Raw genomic sequence first — 16,232 nt, forward strand, 5'->3', positions numbered from 1 at the left:
TACTTTTAAACTAATCCAAATTGTTCAAAATGATGATTTAAATGCTTGCGTTCTAATAAATACCACTCATATCTGTTTAATTCCCCAAATACCATGTTGCTTAATGTAGCATCAGGATTCTCCTTAAAATATTCTAAATACTTTTTTCGCTGTTCTTTGAATTGCTGAATGGCAACACTTAAATTTTCATGCTTTAAAGCATCAAGCGTGTCCTTTTCTAATTGCGGAAACTGACTGTTCATTGGAAATTTATCATAATTCCAAAGGCTATTTTTTACCTTTTCTAAAATCCTTTCAGGTGTTGAAATTTCAAAATCCTGAATCTCTCCTGACGCAATTTTATAGGTATATTCTAAATGCTCAATCATGTGTTGCGGTGTCATGATTCCCCATTTTGGTTTTAGGTCTTCAGATAGCTTTGATAAACATTCGTCAATCTTACTATCTGTCATTTCAACAAACGTTTCTTGCTTTTTCTGAACCATAGTCAAGATGGTTGCAACAGCCACTAATGGACTATCCTTATCAGTTTTCTGACTTTCTGGTCTATTTTCAAAATTCGCATCAAATACTTCTACATGCCATTTTACAATACCACTTGGATGTTCGGCTGAAGCCACATCACGGTCTACTTTTTCTTTACAGGTTAAACGTACGTAAATCGTATCGTTATGATACAATGGTCTTAAAAATCGAATACTATCTAATCCGTAATTCGCTGCTACTGGTCCTTTATTTGGATACACAAATAAACCTGCTGCAGCTGATATTATGAAATAACCATGTGCTGTTCTTTTTTCAAAAATACTTCCATCAAGCGACGTAATATCTGTATGCGCATAAAAATGGTCCCAGGTTAAATTGGCGAAATTCTGTATATCGTTATCCGTTAATGTTCGCTTGTGTGTCTTCATGGACATACCTGCTTCGATATCTTCCCAATGGTATTTAAATGGATGGTCTTCTGCTTCAGTATACTTTGCATTCTGCTGATATATTCCCGTAATCGCCGTAATAGTTGATGGCGAACCTTGAATTGCGGTACGTTGCAAATAATGTTTTATACCTCGCATGCCTCCCATTTCTTCGCCACCACCAGCACGTCCTGGACCTCCATGAACCAAATATGGTAATGGTGAACCGTGCCCTGTACTTTCTTTAGCGCTTTCACGATTCAATACTAAAATACGCCCATGATGCGATGCTGCATTGACCACATAATCTTTTGCAATGTTATCATCGTTTGTTGCGATTGAAGACACTAATGAGCCTTTGCCCATTTGCGCTAAAGTTATCGCTTCATCTAAAGTTGCATAAGGCATAATTGTACTTACTGGACCAAACGCTTCGCGTTCGTGAATTACTGTATTTTGGAAAGGATGATCTGCTCGTAATACTATTGGACTTATAAAAGCCCCTTTTTTGGAATCAGCACCTATAGTTTCAATTTTATCTAAGTTGCCATAAACGATTTGAGCCTCTGTGGCTAAATCGTTGACAGAGTTTCTGACGGCATCAACTTGCTGACGACTGACTAATGATCCCATTCGTACTTCTTTGAGTCTTGGGTCACCAATCGTCACTTTATCTAATGCTTTTCCCAATGCAATTTGAACATCTTCCACTAAATTTTCTGGAACAATAATACGACGTATTGCAGTACATTTTTGTCCAGCTTTAACCGTCATTTCTTTTCGGACTTCTTTAATGAATAAGTCAAATTCTGGTGTTCCAGGAACCGCATCTTCTCCAAGTATTGATGCATTTAAAGAATCCGCTTCCATCGTGAATGGCACAGATTCTTGTATTAATCTTGGGTGCGCTTTTAGTAAACGACCTGTTTGCGCAGAACCTGTAAACGTAACTACATCTTGAGACTCAACGGTATCTAATATTGTTTTAACTGTACCATTTATGATTTGAAGTGCACCTTCTGGTAATATTTTTGAATCTATAATTACTCTAGCTACAGCTTCGGCTAAATACGATGATGATGGTGCAGGTAAAACCACAGCCGGAACTCCAGCCATCCAATTCACCGCACATTTTTCTAACATGCCCCAAACAGGAAAGTTAAAGGCATTAATATGTACAACAACTCCCTTTTTTGGCACCATAATATGATGTGCCATAAAGCGTCCGCCACGAGATAAATCGATAGCATCGCCTTCAACGTGATACGGTTGATTAGGGAAAAGTTTACGTAATGAGGCGTTAGCAAAAAGATTTCCAAAACCGCCTTCAATGTCAATCCAGCTATCAACTTTAGTTGCTCCTGTTCTATAGCTTAAATCATAAAATGCATCTTTTCGTTTTGTTAGATATAATGCTAATTTCTTAAGCATATTTCCACGTTCTTGAAAGGTCATTTTACGAAGTTGTTCTCCACCTTTTGTTCTTCCGTAATTTAGAATTTCGGGAATATCTAATCCTTCTATAGCTACACTTGTGAACGCTTCACCTGTTACGGCGTCCAAAATTGGTGTGCCGTCTTCTTTTCCTGTTGTCCAGTTTCCTTGGACGTAATGTTGAATCTTATTCATGTTATTCACTTTATAGTGGATTCCGCATCAAGTGCGGAATGACAAATCTTTTTAAACTTTTTCAATCACACATGCATAACCCTGTCCAACTCCAATACACATGGTGATTAAAGCATACCTCTTATTTTGCTCATGTAATTCTAATGCTGCTGAATATGCTATACGTGCTCCTGTTACTCCAAGTGGATGACCTATTGCAATTGAGCCGCCATTTGGGTTTAATCTTGGGTCATCATCTGCTAATCCCCAAGCTCTTGTGCAAGCTAAAGCTTGAGCTGCAAAGGCTTCATTAAGCTCGATGATATCCATATCTTCCATTGTCAATCCTGCTTTTTTTAAGGCTTTGTTAGAAGCTTGGACTGGACCAATTCCCATAATTCTTGGTTCTACGCCAACGACTGCAGAACTTACTATTCTTGCTAATGGTTTTAAATTATACTTTTTTACAGCATCTTCTGAAGCTATAATCGTTGCAGCTGCGCCATCATTTAATCCGGAAGAGTTCCCTGCTGTTACCGAGCCACCTTCTTTTTTGAAAACTGCCCTAAGTTTTCCTAAAACCTCTAAAGACGTCGTTGGTTTTACAAATTCATCTTTTGAAAATTGAATGGGGTCTTTTTTTCGTTGTGGAATTTCTACAGTTACAATCTCTTTAGCCAAGCGTCCATTTTCTTGAGCTTTAGACGCTTTCATTTGGCTCCAATACGCAAATTTGTCTTGGTCTTCTCGGGATATATTGTAATTCTCTACTAAGTTCTCTGCAGTCATTCCCATACCATCAGTTCCATATAACTTGTGCATCTTTGGATTAATAAAACGCCATCCAAAGGTTGAATCATACATTTTAGAGTCTCCTCCAAATGCACTTGACGGTTTTGCCATAACGTATGGTCCACGAGTCATATTCTCAACTCCACCAGATATAAATACATCGCCATCTCCTGCTTTAATTGCTCTATTGGCGTGTATGATTGCAGATAAACCAGAGCTACATAATCTGTTAACGGTTTCTCCAGGAACCGTAAATGGTAATCCCGCCAATAGTGATGCCATGCGTGCCACATTACGATTATCCTCACCTGCTTGGTTGGCACAGCCCATAATCACATCATCATATGCTTCCTTTGGGATGTTTGGATTTCGTTTGACTACTTCTGCAATTACTAAAGCCCCTAAATCATCTGTGCGAACAGCTGACAATGTGCCTTTGTAGTTTCCTATTGGTGTTCTTATACCGTCTATTATGTATGCTTCTTTCATGTTAAATGCCTGCGCAGGCAGGTGTCTTATTAATTGTTATTCCTAAATATCTTCTTTCCTAAATTCCAATTTGTGCTTAAATCAGTCCAACTAGGATTCATTTCTTCAATTAAATTCACTTTCCATTGTCTTTTTCATTTTTTGAATTGTTTTTCTCTAACCGATGCCTTTTCTCCATCCTCAAACTCTTCAAAATAAATCAATCTATTACAATTATATTTTGCAGCAAAAGATTTTACATAAACTTAAGTTTATGCTCTTTTACTCTTTCATCAAGATTATCTGTTACACCAATATAGATTACTCCATTAGGTTTGTTTGCCATTATATAGACATACCAATGTTTCATTTCTATTTATTTTGAGATTCCTGCCTTCGCAGGAATTAGCTCCATTCTTTTTGAGTTCTATAAACCACACCTTTAAATAGTGCTACCAATTCATCACCACGTTTTACTTCGACGATATTGAATCCTAATTTATTATTTACTTTTTCAATAACTGATTCAGCTACCAAATAGTCTCCTTCTTCTAGTGCTTCAATATGATTAATACTTGTCTCAATGGAAACCGCATATTTACCATGTGTATTTGCAGTAAAACCGAAAGCGGTATCCGCTAATGAATAGCTGATACCTCCATGTGCATAGTTCATACTATTAAGCATGTCTTTTCTAACGGTCATTGCTACTTTACATCTTCCAATTTCACATTCTAAAATCTCAATCCCTAGCCATTGGCTATAGGCATCTTGAGATAACATCTTATATGGAATTTTTGCACTTTCCATTAAAAGAACGTTTTATGTTCTCTACTCATTTTTCGTAATAATGGACTGCATCGATATCTATCTTCATGGTATTCGTCATACAATTTATCTAATGCTGTAACACATTTACCAATACCTATTTCATCTGCCCAAGCCAACAATCCTTTAGGATAATTGACTCCTTTGGTCATGGCATTATCTATATCTTCTGCTGAAGCAATATTCAAAAATAGAGCATCTGCCGCTTCATTAATCAACATCACTAAAACACGATTAAAAATTTGCTCTGCTAACTTTTCATCCTTTTTGGCAGATGCTGAAATAAATTCAGCACTACTCATACCATTCTGGTAATCGTAGTATCCTCTACCAGATTTACGACCTAAATAACCTGCTTCTGAAAAGCGTTTTTGTGTAAAGGCTGGCTTATATCTTGGGTCGAAATAAAATGCTGTGAATACAGTTTCTGTAACCGTATAATTCACATCGTTGCCGATGAAATCCATTAACTCGAATGGCCCCATTCTAAAACCTCCTACAGTTTTTAAACTCCAGTCGATAGTTGCAAAATCGGCAATGCCTTCTTCATAAATTCGTAATGCTTCGCCATAAAATGGTCGTGCGACCCGGTTAACTATAAAACCTGGTGTGTCTTTAGCCACAGCCACTGTTTTTTTCCAATTAGAAATGGTTTCAATTGACTTTTTGAGAACTGCTTCAGATGTTTGAATGGCAGGAATCACCTCTACTAATTTCATTAATGGTGCTGGATTAAAAAAGTGTATTCCCACACAGCGCTCAGGTTTCTGAAGAGATGCGGCTATTGATGCTATTGATAAGCTCGACGTATTAGACGCAATGATGCAATCCTCGGCTACATATCTTTCTAATTCTGAAAATACCTTTTTCTTAATATCAAGGTTTTCTATAATCGCTTCAATCGTCAAATTAGAACCTGATAAGCCTTTTAAACTATCGACATAAGAGATATTAGACTGAATTCTATATTTCTCATCAGCATCGATTCGTCCTTTTTCAATAAGACGATTTAATATTTTCTCTAATGCTGCTTTTGCTTTATCTAAGGCAGCTTGATTGGTATCATATAATTTCACTTGACAACCAGCAGTAGCAGCAACTTGTGCTATACCACTTCCCATTGTTCCAGAACCTATTATTCCTATGTTCATAGTTTTATTTATTTGATGAAATCCTGAAACAAGTTCAGGATGACAATCCTCTAAAATGGGAGATTTGTCACATCGACGTTTCCGCCAGATAAGATAATCCCTATTTTTTTATTTTGAAATTCTTCTTTGTTCTTTAATACTGCTGCAAAAGGGACAGCGCATGAGGGTTCAATAATAATCTTCATTCGTTCCCAAATTAATTGCATCGCATTTACAATTTCATCTTCTTCTACACGGATAATTTTATCTACATGCTTTTGAATAATCGGAAAATTTCGGTCTCCCAAATGTGTTCTTAATCCGTCTGCCACGGTATCAAAACTATCATTTGATTCTATTTTACCAGAAATTAATGAACGATACGCATCATCTGCTTCCATGGGCTCACCACCAACCACTTTACATTTATCCGAAAAAAAATGCGCAGCTAAAGCGGTTCCTGCAATTAATCCGCCTCCACCAACTGGTGTTAAAATTACATCTAATTCTGGATAATCTTCTAACAACTCCATTGCTGCAGTTGCATTGCCATAGATGACCTCATCTTGATTAGATGGGTGTAAAAAAGATGCTCCTTTTTTTTCTCTAACTTTATTCGCTGTAGCTTCCCTTGCCTGAGGTGTCGATTCACATTCTATAATTTCACCTTCATAAGTCTTTACTCCATTTTTTTTGACTTGCGGTGCATTTTCTGGCATAACAATATACGCCTTGACATCTAATTTTTGAGCAGCTAATGATACTGCTTGTGCAAAATTTCCAGAAGAATGCGTTACTACGCCACGCTGTCTTTCCTCTTCTGATAATGATAATATCGCATTGGCTGCACCACGCATTTTAAAGGCACCCATTTTTTGAAAGTTCTCACATTTAAACACGATATCTGCACCTACCATTTCATTAATTAAGCTAGAGCTTAAAACTGGTGTGTTATGAATAAACGGTTTTATTCTGTTGTGAACTTCTATGAGGATTTGTTTATCCATATGTGATGAGACTCTGAAAAAAGTTCAGGATAACAATAAATTATCAATTACCTACAAAGTTAGGCTTACGCTTTTCTATAAATGCCGCAACACCTTCTGCATAATCATTACTGCTTGCTGCTTCAATTTGTAATTTAGATTCTAATGCCAATTGATTCTCTAAGGTATTGGTCATTGACTTATTGAATAACTCCTTAATAAGACCCAGTGCTTTTGTTGGCATATTAGCGAGCTTAATTGCTAGTTTTGATATTGTGTCGCTAAACTCTTCTAAAGAAACTGATTTATATATCATTCCCATTTTTTCGGCCTCTTCAGCTGAGATTTTATCTCCTAGCATTGCTAAAGCTTGTGCTTTTTGAAAACCAATAAGTCTTGGTAAAAAGAAAGTTCCTGCACTATCTGGCACTAAACCAATTAAACTAAATGCTTGAATAAAGCTAACTTTTTCATGAGCCACAACAATATCACATGCTAAAGCTATATTAGCTCCAGCTCCTGCAGCAACACCATTTACAGCTCCAATAATTGGTTTTTTAATGGAACGTATTCTAGTAATTATAGGATTATAGTGTTCTTCTAATATCTTTTTGAATCCAGGATTTAATTCTGGGTCTGTTACTTCTTTTAAATCTTGACCTGCACAAAAAGCTTTTCCACTTCCGGTTAACACAATGGCTCGAACTTCAGGGTTTGATTCACAATCATCTAAAATACTTTGAAGACTTAACGCCATTTCGCGATTGAAGCTATTAAAAACTTCAGGTCTGTTTAGCGCTATATATGCTACTTTGTTTTCAATTTTTAATTGAATTGAGTTACTCATATCATTCTGGTAATTTAAAGTATGGATTATAGATAAGGCCAATAATGTTTCCCCAAGGGTCTTTGACTGAACAAACCATAAGTTCTCCACCTACATTCATTGGTTTTTCATGTTCGGTTGCACCAAGCTTAATGAAGCTATTATATTGTGCTTGGATGTCCTCTACTCCCCAATAAGCTAAAATACTATCACCTTTTACAGACTTATCTGGCTGCAAGCCCAATTCATAGCCAGCAATATTAAAACCCACATAATAGGGTTCATCAAAGTATGGTTCGGTTTTAAAGGCTTTAGAATACCATTTTTTGGCAGCTTCTAAATCATCAACTCTGTAAACTGCAGTTCGTAGTCCTAACATCATTATTTAAGACATTTAAAATAGTCAAATGGCTCTTGACAGTCATCACATTGAAATTGTGCTTTACATGCCGTGGACCCAAATTGACTAACTAATCTAGTATTTTGAGAACCGCAATTGGTACACTTAACGATTCGCTTGTTATTAAGAAGTACATCTTTATCAGCTTCAGCATCTAAAGGTGCAGCAATTCCATAATCCTCTAATGCCTTACGACCTCTAGACGTAACCCAATCTGTGGTCCAAGCTGGATGTAGAATTAAATCAATTTCGGAGTCATATCCTGCATCTTTTAAAGCTTTTTTAATATCGTCACCGATAACATCCATTGCGGGACAACCACTGTAGGTTGGTGTAATTTCAACTTTAACTTCTCCATTTTCAATTACAGCAGAACGCACCACACCCATATCCATTATAGACAAAACTGGAATTTCAGGGTCTGAAACCTGTTCCAGTATTGACAGTAATCTCTCGTCTATATTTTGCTCTGTACTTGTCATAGTTTTAATAATGAGATCCTGAAACAAGTTCAGGATGACAAATCAAGAATTTATCACCATTCCATATTAGGATAAGCTCTCTGCATATATTGTAACTCCGCCAGTATATACCCTAAATGCTCTGTATGAATTCCTTGTTTTCCTCCTTTTTGGAAGTATTTTGATCCAGGTACTTGTAATGTTGCTTCTTCTAAAACTTGAGAAATCTCTCTGTAGTAATTATCCTTAAGCTTAGTAACATCGACTCCTATCCCCTCTGCTACCATCGCCTTATCAGCATCGGTCTGATGAAACAATTCATCTGTATATGCCCATAAATCATTTATCGCCTCCTGCATTTTTTCTTTACTCTCATCAGTACCATCTCCTAAACGCTTAATCCAATCTGAAGAAAAGCGTGCATGATAGCTTACTTCTTTCACACATTTATTTGCAATAGCTGATAATGTAAGGTCTGTACTTTTTTGAAGTTCCTTTAAGAATGCTAAATGGTAAATATCAAATAAGAATTGACGCCCAAGGGTATAAGCAAAGTTGGTGTTTGGTTGCTCTACAAGCAATACATTTTTGTATTCCCGCTCTTGACGAAGCATTGCGATGTCATCTTCCGACCTGCCATCACCAGCAATCTTAGTCGCGTACTGAAAATAGCTTCGCACTTGCCCAAATAAATCTAATGAGATATTAGTGCAAGCGATATCTGTTTCCAAACTTGGTCCGTGTCCACAGAGTTCGCCCATTCGTTGACCTAGGATTAGGCTATTGTCAGCAATACCGAGGATATAATTATATAAATTTTCGTTTTTCATCGTATAACTTTTCTTAATGAGATGCTGAAACGGGTTCAGCATAACAAAACACTGCTTTGTCACATATGTTTTACATCGTCTGGTAAATCATAAAATGTTGGGTGACGATACACCTTATCTTGAGCAGGCTCAAACAACTCACCATTATGCTCAGGATTAGACGCTGTGATATGTTTAGATTCTACTACCCAAATACTCACACCTTCATTTCTTCTTGTATATACATCTCGTGCATTTTCGAGCGCCATTTCAGAATCAGCAGCATGTAAACTACCACAATGCCTGTGCTCTAATCCGTTTTTACTTCTAACGAAGATTTCCCATAAGGGCCAATTTTTAGTTGACATATTTTCTAGTATTGAGAAATGAGCATTAAGTATTGAAAAGAATCTAAAATCTCAATACTCAAGTATCATATCTAATTAAACTGCTTGTTTTTCTTTACGTACTTGTTTCTTTTCCGCATGTGCCATTGCCGCATCTCTAACCCATTCACCACGTTCCCATGCGCCTACTCTAGCTTTCATGCGCTCTTTGTTCATTGGTCCGTGACCTTTGACCACTTGCCAAAACTCATCCCAGTCAATTTCTCCAAAATCATAACTACCACGTTCTTCATTCCATTTTAAATCTGGGTCTGGAATTGTTAAACCAATTAAATCTGCCTGTGGCACTGTTTGGTCAATAAATTGCTGACGTAAATCATCATTTGACTTACGCTTCAACTTCCATTTCATTGATTGCTCTGTATGAACCGAAACATCATCTGTTGGACCTAACATCATTAAACTTGGCCACCACCATCTGTTCAACGCATCTTGAGCCATATCTTTTTGCTCTGGTGTTCCGTTAGCCAATTTCATCATGATTTCAAAACCTTGACGTTGGTGAAAACTTTCCTCCTTACATACACGAATCATAGCTCTGGCATACGGTCCATAAGATGTATTACATAATGGTACTTGATTAATAATCGCAGCGCCATCAACTAACCATCCGATAGCTCCCATATCTGCCCAAGTGATTGTTGGGTAATTAAATATTGAAGAGTATTTTGCTTTTCCTGTATGTAATTGCTCATACATTTCATCTCTAGAAATTCCTAAAGTTTCTGTAGCTGAATACAAGTACAATCCATGACCTGCTTCATCTTGCACTTTAGCCAAAAGCGCTACTTTACGTCTCAAAGACGGTGCTCTTGTAATCCAATTCCCTTCTGGAAGCATACCTACGATTTCAGAATGTGCGTGTTGGGACATTTGCCTGATATGGGTTTGACGGTACTTTTCTGGCATCCAATCTTTAGGCTCAATTTTCTCATCTCTAGCGATACGCTCTTCAAATTGTCTCTCTAAACTTCTAATTTGTTCTTCACTCATTGTTTTTAGCTTTTAGCTGTTGGCTCTTAACCACAAGCGAGTTAATTTTTCTTTTTCAATATATTTTGAGATTCCTGCCTTCGCAGGAATTTGTTAAACATCAAAATCAACAACCACCTTATCAGTCGTTGGCACGGCCTGACAGCTTAATACCAGATTTTGACTGACTTCTTTTTCATCTAAGGCATAGTTAATTTTCATTTCAACTTCACCTTCTTTGACTTCACATTTACAAGTACTACACACACCACCTTTGCATGCGAATGGCAAATCGGCACCTGCATCCAAAGCCGCATCAAGTATGTTATCAAATTCTTTAGTCATGGTGAACAAAAACTCCTTTCCACCATCTACTATAGTCACTTCAGTTCCTTCTACATTTTGTTTTGCCAAACGCTCTGCACGTTTGATATCTTCTTCTGATAATCCTGATACAAATAGTTCAAAATGAACTAAATCTTTTGGTAAGCCAGCACTTACAAGATAGTCGCTAACAAAATTTATCATTTTCTCTGGCCCACATAAGAAGACCTCGTTGGTATCTGGAATATCAATAAACGTATTTGTGAGCACTTTCATCTTCTCTTCATCAAAACGTCCATTAAACAACTCTATGTCTCTTCTTTCTTTCGTTAAGAAATAATAGATTTCAAATCTTCCAAAATAGGTATTTCTAAGTTGTTCTAACTCTTCTTTAAAGATAATAGATTTTGCAGTCTTATTGACATAGAACAACTTGCAAGTTGAGTTTGGCTCTGCCGCCAAATGTGTTTTCACCATGGATAACACTGGTGTTATGCCACTACCAGCCGCAAAAAACAAATAGTTTTTAGCTTTTTCGGGCTGGCACTCTACACCAAAAAGCCCACTTGGCGCCATAACCTCGAGAGTATCTCCAGACTGAAGTGCTTCATTTACAAAAGTTGAAAATTTACCGCCTGGTATCTGCTTTACAGCAACTTTCCATTGCTTATCCAATGGACTTGAACATAATGAATACGAACGGCGAACATCCTCATCATTGATATCTGCTTTTAAGGTTAAATGCTGTCCTTGATGAAAAGCAAACTCTTCATGCAATTCTTCTGGAACATCAAATGTAACTACAGATGTATCCTCTGTTTCCTTATAGATGTCTGCTATTCTTAAGTTATGAAAATCCGCCATAAAATTTACAATATCCACAAACTAACGTTTGTTAGTTTGATTAGCAAAGTTATAAAATTAAATGCAAACTATTTGTTAATTCCTTCTATTAGGATTTGAGCTAAACTTTCCGTCAAGTCTTTTTGATTAACGGTTCCCTTTTTAGGAAGCCATAAATACAATGAGCGCAGTGTTGACAGCATTGAAAACAGAATTACCTCTACATCAATAGATTTTATTTGATTGTTCTCAATACCATTTGCAATAATATTCCTGAAGTTATTCTCGTAGTCATTTCTCAACTGCAGATAATAATCTAACTTTTCCTCTAAGTGCATCCAATCTGTATTTAAGGCAGCGAGGCCTTCCGGATTCTCGACGGCAATCCTAACATGCAGAGCTATAAGAGCGTTTAGCCTTTCCACATTTGAATTGTCCTTAGCCAAAACCATAGCCATACCGCTAGTAAATTCTTCTGCTATATTTAATATGATGTCTTGAAGTATGGCCTGCTTAGAGTTGATATGATTGTATAAGCTTGCAGCTTTCATATCCATAGCCTTGGCTACATCTCTCATGGTAACGGCACTGTAGCCTTTATTCTTAAATAATTTAGAGGCAACTCTAATAATTTCTTGTTTTCGTGTTTCTTTTTTCATTGACAGCATGAATATATAAAATCTTAGGCTTTAACGTCAATAGTTAGTTTCATATAATGAATATTTGATAATTTTGCTGTTCAAAAAATTGCTATGGAAACTTCATTTGAGTCTAATCCATTAATTGATAGACTCCCTCCCCATCTTAAACAGTTTATAAAGCCTCAAGATTACGACCAGTATTCCTCAATTAATCAAGCGGTTTGGCGCTATGTGATGCGCAAAAATATATCTTATCTCTCGAAGGTCGCACATCAATCGTATTCACAGGGTCTGGACATGACAGGAATTTCCATTGATACTATACCGAGTATGTACGGTATGAACCGCATACTTAAAGAAATAGGATGGGCTACAGTTGCCGTTGATGGTTTTATTCCTCCAAATGCCTTTATGGAGTTCCAGGCTTATAAAATTTTAGTGATTGCCTCAGACATAAGGCAACTTGAAAATATTGAATATACTCCAGCTCCGGATATTATTCATGAAGCCGCAGGACATGCGCCTATTATTGCCAACCCAGACTATGCTGAATACTTAAGACGATTTGGTGAAATTGGCGCTAAAGCTATTCTATCAGCGCACGATAATGACATGTACGAAGCGGTTAGAAAATTGTCTATACTAAAAGAATCTGCAACAAGTTTAGAACAAGAGATTGCGGATGCAGAGGACGAAGTTAATCAGCTGCAGTCAAAAAAAGTCGCACTTTCTGAGATGGCTCAAATAAGAAATTTACATTGGTGGACTGTCGAATATGGCCTAATTGGCACACCTGAAAATCCAAAATTATATGGTGCAGGTTTATTGTCTTCAATTGGTGAAAGTAAGTGGTGTCTTTCTGATGCAGTGAAGAAAATCCCCTATTCTATAAAAGCAGCAGAAACTGAATTTGACATCACCCAACCTCAACCACAGTTATTTGTGACGCCTGACTTTTCATATCTGATGCAGGTCTTAGAGGAGTATGCCAATACAATGGCGCTTCGCAAAGGAGGCTGGCGTGGGCTACAAAAACTTATGGATTCTAAAAAAATTGGCACCATAGAATTAAACACAGGACTTCAGATATCTGGCAAATTCACTCAAATGATTAAAGATGAGGACAACAATGTGGTCTTCTTTAAAACCGAGGGCCCGACGGCTCTAGCAAATAGAGAAAAAGAGCTAATAGGCCATGGTGTTCAGACTTACAGCGGCGGTTTTAGTTCTCCAATTGGAAAATTAAAAGGCATTAATCTGGCCATTGAAGACATGGGACCAAGAGATTTAAAGGCCTATAATTTTTACGATGGAAAGCGCATCTCCTTTGAGTACGAAAGTGGCATAACTGTTGAGGGTTTAAATATTACTGGATTGCGAAACATTAATGGAAAATTGATTTTAATACAATTCGAAGACTGTACCGTTACCTTTAATGGCAAGGTACTATTTTCACCTGAGGATGGCGCCTTTGACCTTGCTGTTGGGTCTTCAATTATTTCAGCCTATGCAGGAAGTGCTGATTTTAGGTCCTTCGAAGATTTATATCATATTTCCAATTACAACACCCATAAACCCGATAAAAGCAAAGACACGCTTCAACTTGAAATGATGTACCAACGTATTAGGGACTGCCGAGAAGGAAAGATTAATATGGATGCAGATGAATTGCTCGATGTGTTGAGCACCCTTAAAGAAAAGTTCCCTAAAGATTGGTTGTTAATTCTAGAACTATTTGAACTATCATCTAAGAATGGGATGATTGGAGCAACAACTGTTATTTCCGATTATTTAAAATCTCAAATGAAAAACCGACCAAAAATAGCGCACCTCATCTCTAATGGGATGGAAATTATCAACACCTCTATTGCAATAAATAGCGATATGTAACATTTGATACCATAGATAGTTATAGAATTTTTGACATTTGCTAAAAATTAAATTATGGGATTTTTGGATTTTTTAACGGGAAACAGTACAAATCAACTAAGAGAATATCTTCAAAAAAAGGCGGTAATTTTAGATGTTAGGACACATAGCGAATATCAGTCTAATAATATTGAATCGGCTATTCACATTCCTTTAAACGAATTGGAATATCGCGTAGAAGAAATCAAAGTACTTAACAAGCCTGTAATTGTACACTGTGCAAGTGGCATGCGATCAGCTAAGGCAGCCAGTTTTCTAAAATCAAATGGTGTAGATACCATAAATGGCGGAGGTATTGCCAAGTTAAAGTCAGTATTATAAAATTAAGTCATTGAGTTCTTCTTGGACGTTTACAGGTTTAGATTTATAAATTAGCGTCCAGCCCAAGGATTCTGTGAGAATATAAAATTTAGCCAATTCACTTATTAATCTGTTCTCGGCATTAGTCTTTAGTGTTGAAGTTTCAATTTTTTTCAATAAAGTTGATTTTACAGATGCATTTATGGTATTATAATCCTTAGCCTCAAAAGGGTTAAAAAAATCGGATTGCATATCATAATATTCCAATTCTGGCGAAATCAATACTTCTTGTTCAGGGATATTTAGAATTTCGATTGTTTTTGTCTCTTCATTCAAGCTATACTCCAATTTGCTTAAATCGTAGCTTACTGAAATCTTTGCATTAACAACAACCAAGGCCTTTTTATCAGCTGTAAGATAATCTCCAAAAATTTCTTTGGAATTTTCATAATTAAAAACTTCGGTAAAATGACCTTCTGTTACAACCAGTTTACTTACCTGATTTAACTGCTCTTGAATTAATTCTGAAGATGTCCTTAGGGAGTTTTCCGACCTATTGGTGCATTGCTTATAAAGTAGCAATATTACTACCGTTATTAGGATTCCTAAAAGAAAATTTCTCATGTGTAAATTTAAAAATTATTCAATGTACTTTAAATCAAGGGTAAAATATATCGAGCTTTTTTTCATTATATCGATGACCAATCCTATTCATCTAATATTATAACCTTACAACCTTCTTTTAAACTAGGTTTTAAAATCTAAGGTAGTTTTATAATACCTAGCTAATATATTTAATCTAATTGCCCTCAAATCAACCTCACAATGAAAACCCTCGTCACCATCGCGGTATTGCTATTTAATTACACTATAGCTTCTACACAAACAAATCTGCTTTTACAAAATGTAAACATTAGAGCTAAAGAATTAAAGCATGGCCTAAATTCTTCTGGAGACTCTCTTCTGCTCTCAGCGGAACGGACCATATTTAAGGTAGAAATCTTTAATAAAAATTTTTCGAAAACTATTAATGTTTCAAATAGCTCAGTACGTATACCTCTAAATGATTTACCCTTAGGTCGTTTTGTAGTAGAAGCTGGTCTAAAAGACAAACTCATTATTATAACTTTATTGAGACAAAGCGAAGATTCGGCCCTTGAATTGACACACTTATCTGAGCCCGTTTCTATGAAAAGTTTAAAATCGGATATCATTGAAAAAGAGCAACACCGAAAACAAAATAGCATTGCATTTAGTACTAATCTACCTAGAGCTACTGAATTAATAAAGCAACCAAAAATTCCAAAATCCTACTGGATTGAATATATAATCAGCAACGGCAACTCCTCTTATAAAACGTTAAGGTTCGCCAATAAATCTTTAGTAGACAAGATGGTTGCAAAGAACAGAATTGAAATTAAAAGTGTAAAGGGCAAACTCAATGACTTAACGGTTTGGGAAATATATGATACAACCAAATTTTTGCGGTTTAAAAGACGTAATCCGGATTTTTCGAACGTCAGTGATTCAGACTTCTTTAATGTTACTCCCTACTATGCCTCTCAAACTTATCTCATGGAAATGTAGTACTAAA

Annotated in this window: 18 protein-coding genes; 3 read left to right on the forward strand and 15 right to left on the reverse strand. The window is 36.4% G+C overall.

The genetic code is table 11. From position 1 onward, the window contains the following. Positions 1 to 5 precede the first annotated feature (5 nt). The 14 genes from paaZ to J4050_RS09800 all read right to left on the reverse strand — a co-directional run bounded on the left by paaZ (position 6) and on the right by J4050_RS09800 (position 12,427). Positions 6 to 2,543, reverse strand: a complete 2,538-nt coding sequence (gene paaZ / locus J4050_RS09735) for a phenylacetic acid degradation bifunctional protein PaaZ (RefSeq protein ID WP_208154391.1) — start codon at positions 2,541 to 2,543, stop codon at positions 6 to 8. A 51-nt stretch (positions 2,544 to 2,594) separates the two neighbouring features. Continuing rightward, positions 2,595 to 3,803: a 3-oxoadipyl-CoA thiolase gene (gene pcaF, locus J4050_RS09740; protein ID WP_208154392.1), complete on the reverse strand. Its 1,209-nt coding sequence runs from the start codon at positions 3,801 to 3,803 to the stop codon at positions 2,595 to 2,597. A gap of 235 nt (positions 3,804 to 4,038) precedes the next feature. Continuing rightward, on the reverse strand, positions 4,039 to 4,152 hold the full coding sequence (locus J4050_RS15375) for a GIY-YIG nuclease family protein (RefSeq protein WP_347879111.1): 114 nt from the start codon (positions 4,150 to 4,152) through the stop codon (positions 4,039 to 4,041). 35 nt (positions 4,153 to 4,187) lie between these two features. Then, on the reverse strand, positions 4,188 to 4,592 hold the full coding sequence (locus J4050_RS09750) for a PaaI family thioesterase (protein WP_208154393.1): 405 nt from the start codon (positions 4,590 to 4,592) through the stop codon (positions 4,188 to 4,190). Then, on the reverse strand, positions 4,592 to 5,761 hold the full coding sequence (locus J4050_RS09755; RefSeq protein ID WP_208154394.1) for a 3-hydroxyacyl-CoA dehydrogenase NAD-binding domain-containing protein: 1,170 nt from the start codon (positions 5,759 to 5,761) through the stop codon (positions 4,592 to 4,594). Before J4050_RS09755 ends, J4050_RS09750 begins: the two co-directional genes overlap by 1 nt. A gap of 50 nt (positions 5,762 to 5,811) precedes the next feature. Beyond that, the gene (locus tag J4050_RS09760) at positions 5,812 to 6,747 is read right to left on the reverse strand and encodes a threonine ammonia-lyase (RefSeq protein WP_208154395.1); all 936 of its coding nucleotides are present in this window, start codon (positions 6,745 to 6,747) and stop codon (positions 5,812 to 5,814) included. Between the two features lie 43 nt (positions 6,748 to 6,790). Next, the gene (locus J4050_RS09765; RefSeq protein ID WP_208154396.1) at positions 6,791 to 7,573 is read right to left on the reverse strand and encodes an enoyl-CoA hydratase-related protein; all 783 of its coding nucleotides are present in this window, start codon (positions 7,571 to 7,573) and stop codon (positions 6,791 to 6,793) included. Position 7,574: 1 nt separating this feature from the next. Beyond that, on the reverse strand, positions 7,575 to 7,934 hold the full coding sequence (locus tag J4050_RS09770) for a VOC family protein (protein ID WP_208154397.1): 360 nt from the start codon (positions 7,932 to 7,934) through the stop codon (positions 7,575 to 7,577). Continuing rightward, positions 7,934 to 8,434: a 1,2-phenylacetyl-CoA epoxidase subunit PaaD gene (paaD, locus tag J4050_RS09775; protein WP_208154398.1), complete on the reverse strand. Its 501-nt coding sequence runs from the start codon at positions 8,432 to 8,434 to the stop codon at positions 7,934 to 7,936. The genes J4050_RS09770 and paaD overlap by 1 nt, the downstream gene beginning before the upstream one ends. A gap of 53 nt (positions 8,435 to 8,487) precedes the next feature. Then, entirely contained in the window at positions 8,488 to 9,243 is a 756-nt protein-coding gene (paaC, locus tag J4050_RS09780; RefSeq protein ID WP_208154399.1) for a 1,2-phenylacetyl-CoA epoxidase subunit PaaC, read from the reverse strand. Between the two features lie 59 nt (positions 9,244 to 9,302). Further along, entirely contained in the window at positions 9,303 to 9,590 is a 288-nt protein-coding gene (gene paaB / locus J4050_RS09785) for a 1,2-phenylacetyl-CoA epoxidase subunit PaaB (RefSeq protein WP_208154400.1), read from the reverse strand. A gap of 75 nt (positions 9,591 to 9,665) precedes the next feature. Then, complete coding sequence (paaA, locus tag J4050_RS09790) at positions 9,666 to 10,622, reverse strand: 1,2-phenylacetyl-CoA epoxidase subunit PaaA (protein ID WP_208154401.1); 957 nt, start codon at positions 10,620 to 10,622, stop codon at positions 9,666 to 9,668. Positions 10,623 to 10,715: 93 nt separating this feature from the next. Further along, positions 10,716 to 11,789, reverse strand: coding sequence for a 2Fe-2S iron-sulfur cluster-binding protein (locus J4050_RS09795; RefSeq protein ID WP_208154402.1), 1,074 nt, complete (start codon positions 11,787 to 11,789; stop codon positions 10,716 to 10,718). Between the two features lie 68 nt (positions 11,790 to 11,857). Beyond that, entirely contained in the window at positions 11,858 to 12,427 is a 570-nt protein-coding gene (locus tag J4050_RS09800) for a TetR/AcrR family transcriptional regulator (protein ID WP_208154403.1), read from the reverse strand. 93 nt (positions 12,428 to 12,520) lie between these two features. Between J4050_RS09800 and J4050_RS09805 the strand changes: the two genes are divergently transcribed. Beyond that, a complete protein-coding gene (locus J4050_RS09805) occupies positions 12,521 to 14,299 on the forward strand; it encodes an aromatic amino acid hydroxylase (protein ID WP_208154404.1) in 1,779 nt (592 codons plus the stop codon). 54 nt (positions 14,300 to 14,353) lie between these two features. Beyond that, positions 14,354 to 14,659, forward strand: a complete 306-nt coding sequence (locus J4050_RS09810) for a rhodanese-like domain-containing protein (protein ID WP_208154405.1) — start codon at positions 14,354 to 14,356, stop codon at positions 14,657 to 14,659. Here the strand turns inward: J4050_RS09810 and J4050_RS09815 are convergent. Beyond that, entirely contained in the window at positions 14,654 to 15,262 is a 609-nt protein-coding gene (locus tag J4050_RS09815; protein ID WP_208154406.1) for a DUF4230 domain-containing protein, read from the reverse strand. The genes J4050_RS09810 and J4050_RS09815 overlap by 6 nt on opposite strands. 201 nt (positions 15,263 to 15,463) lie before the next feature. Here J4050_RS09815 and J4050_RS09820 point away from each other — a divergent pair, with 201 nt between their 5' ends. After that, positions 15,464 to 16,225, forward strand: coding sequence for a hypothetical protein (locus J4050_RS09820; protein ID WP_208154407.1), 762 nt, complete (start codon positions 15,464 to 15,466; stop codon positions 16,223 to 16,225). Positions 16,226 to 16,232: the final 7 nt, after the last annotated feature.

The organism is Winogradskyella pelagia, from assembly GCF_017581965.1.
GTDB lineage: Bacteria > Bacteroidota > Bacteroidia > Flavobacteriales > Flavobacteriaceae > Winogradskyella > Winogradskyella pelagia.

What these genes read in the sequence shown, in the direction of transcription:
- paaC (WP_208154399.1), bottom strand. Translation starts at nt 9,243, where the DNA reads ATGAAAAACGAAAATTTATATAATTATATCCTCGGTATTGCTGACAAT.
- J4050_RS09795 (WP_208154402.1), bottom strand. Translation starts at nt 11,789, where the DNA reads ATGGCGGATTTTCATAACTTAAGAATAGCAGACATCTATAAGGAAACA.
- paaB (WP_208154400.1), bottom strand. Translation starts at nt 9,590, where the DNA reads ATGTCAACTAAAAATTGGCCCTTATGGGAAATCTTCGTTAGAAGTAAA.
- J4050_RS09770 (WP_208154397.1), bottom strand. Translation starts at nt 7,934, where the DNA reads ATGATGTTAGGACTACGAACTGCAGTTTACAGAGTTGATGATTTAGAA.
- J4050_RS09765 (WP_208154396.1), bottom strand. Translation starts at nt 7,573, where the DNA reads ATGAGTAACTCAATTCAATTAAAAATTGAAAACAAAGTAGCATATATA.
- J4050_RS09815 (WP_208154406.1), bottom strand. Translation starts at nt 15,262, where the DNA reads ATGAGAAATTTTCTTTTAGGAATCCTAATAACGGTAGTAATATTGCTA.
- J4050_RS09755 (WP_208154394.1), bottom strand. Translation starts at nt 5,761, where the DNA reads ATGAACATAGGAATAATAGGTTCTGGAACAATGGGAAGTGGTATAGCA.
- paaA (WP_208154401.1), bottom strand. Translation starts at nt 10,622, where the DNA reads ATGAGTGAAGAACAAATTAGAAGTTTAGAGAGACAATTTGAAGAGCGT.
- J4050_RS09805 (WP_208154404.1), top strand. Translation starts at nt 12,521, where the DNA reads ATGGAAACTTCATTTGAGTCTAATCCATTAATTGATAGACTCCCTCCC.
- J4050_RS09800 (WP_208154403.1), bottom strand. Translation starts at nt 12,427, where the DNA reads ATGAAAAAAGAAACACGAAAACAAGAAATTATTAGAGTTGCCTCTAAA.
- J4050_RS09750 (WP_208154393.1), bottom strand. Translation starts at nt 4,592, where the DNA reads ATGGAAAGTGCAAAAATTCCATATAAGATGTTATCTCAAGATGCCTAT.
- J4050_RS15375 (WP_347879111.1), bottom strand. Translation starts at nt 4,152, where the DNA reads ATGAAACATTGGTATGTCTATATAATGGCAAACAAACCTAATGGAGTA.
- J4050_RS09810 (WP_208154405.1), top strand. Translation starts at nt 14,354, where the DNA reads ATGGGATTTTTGGATTTTTTAACGGGAAACAGTACAAATCAACTAAGA.
- pcaF (WP_208154392.1), bottom strand. Translation starts at nt 3,803, where the DNA reads ATGAAAGAAGCATACATAATAGACGGTATAAGAACACCAATAGGAAAC.
- J4050_RS09760 (WP_208154395.1), bottom strand. Translation starts at nt 6,747, where the DNA reads ATGGATAAACAAATCCTCATAGAAGTTCACAACAGAATAAAACCGTTT.
- paaZ (WP_208154391.1), bottom strand. Translation starts at nt 2,543, where the DNA reads ATGAATAAGATTCAACATTACGTCCAAGGAAACTGGACAACAGGAAAA.
- J4050_RS09820 (WP_208154407.1), top strand. Translation starts at nt 15,464, where the DNA reads ATGAAAACCCTCGTCACCATCGCGGTATTGCTATTTAATTACACTATA.
- paaD (WP_208154398.1), bottom strand. Translation starts at nt 8,434, where the DNA reads ATGACAAGTACAGAGCAAAATATAGACGAGAGATTACTGTCAATACTG.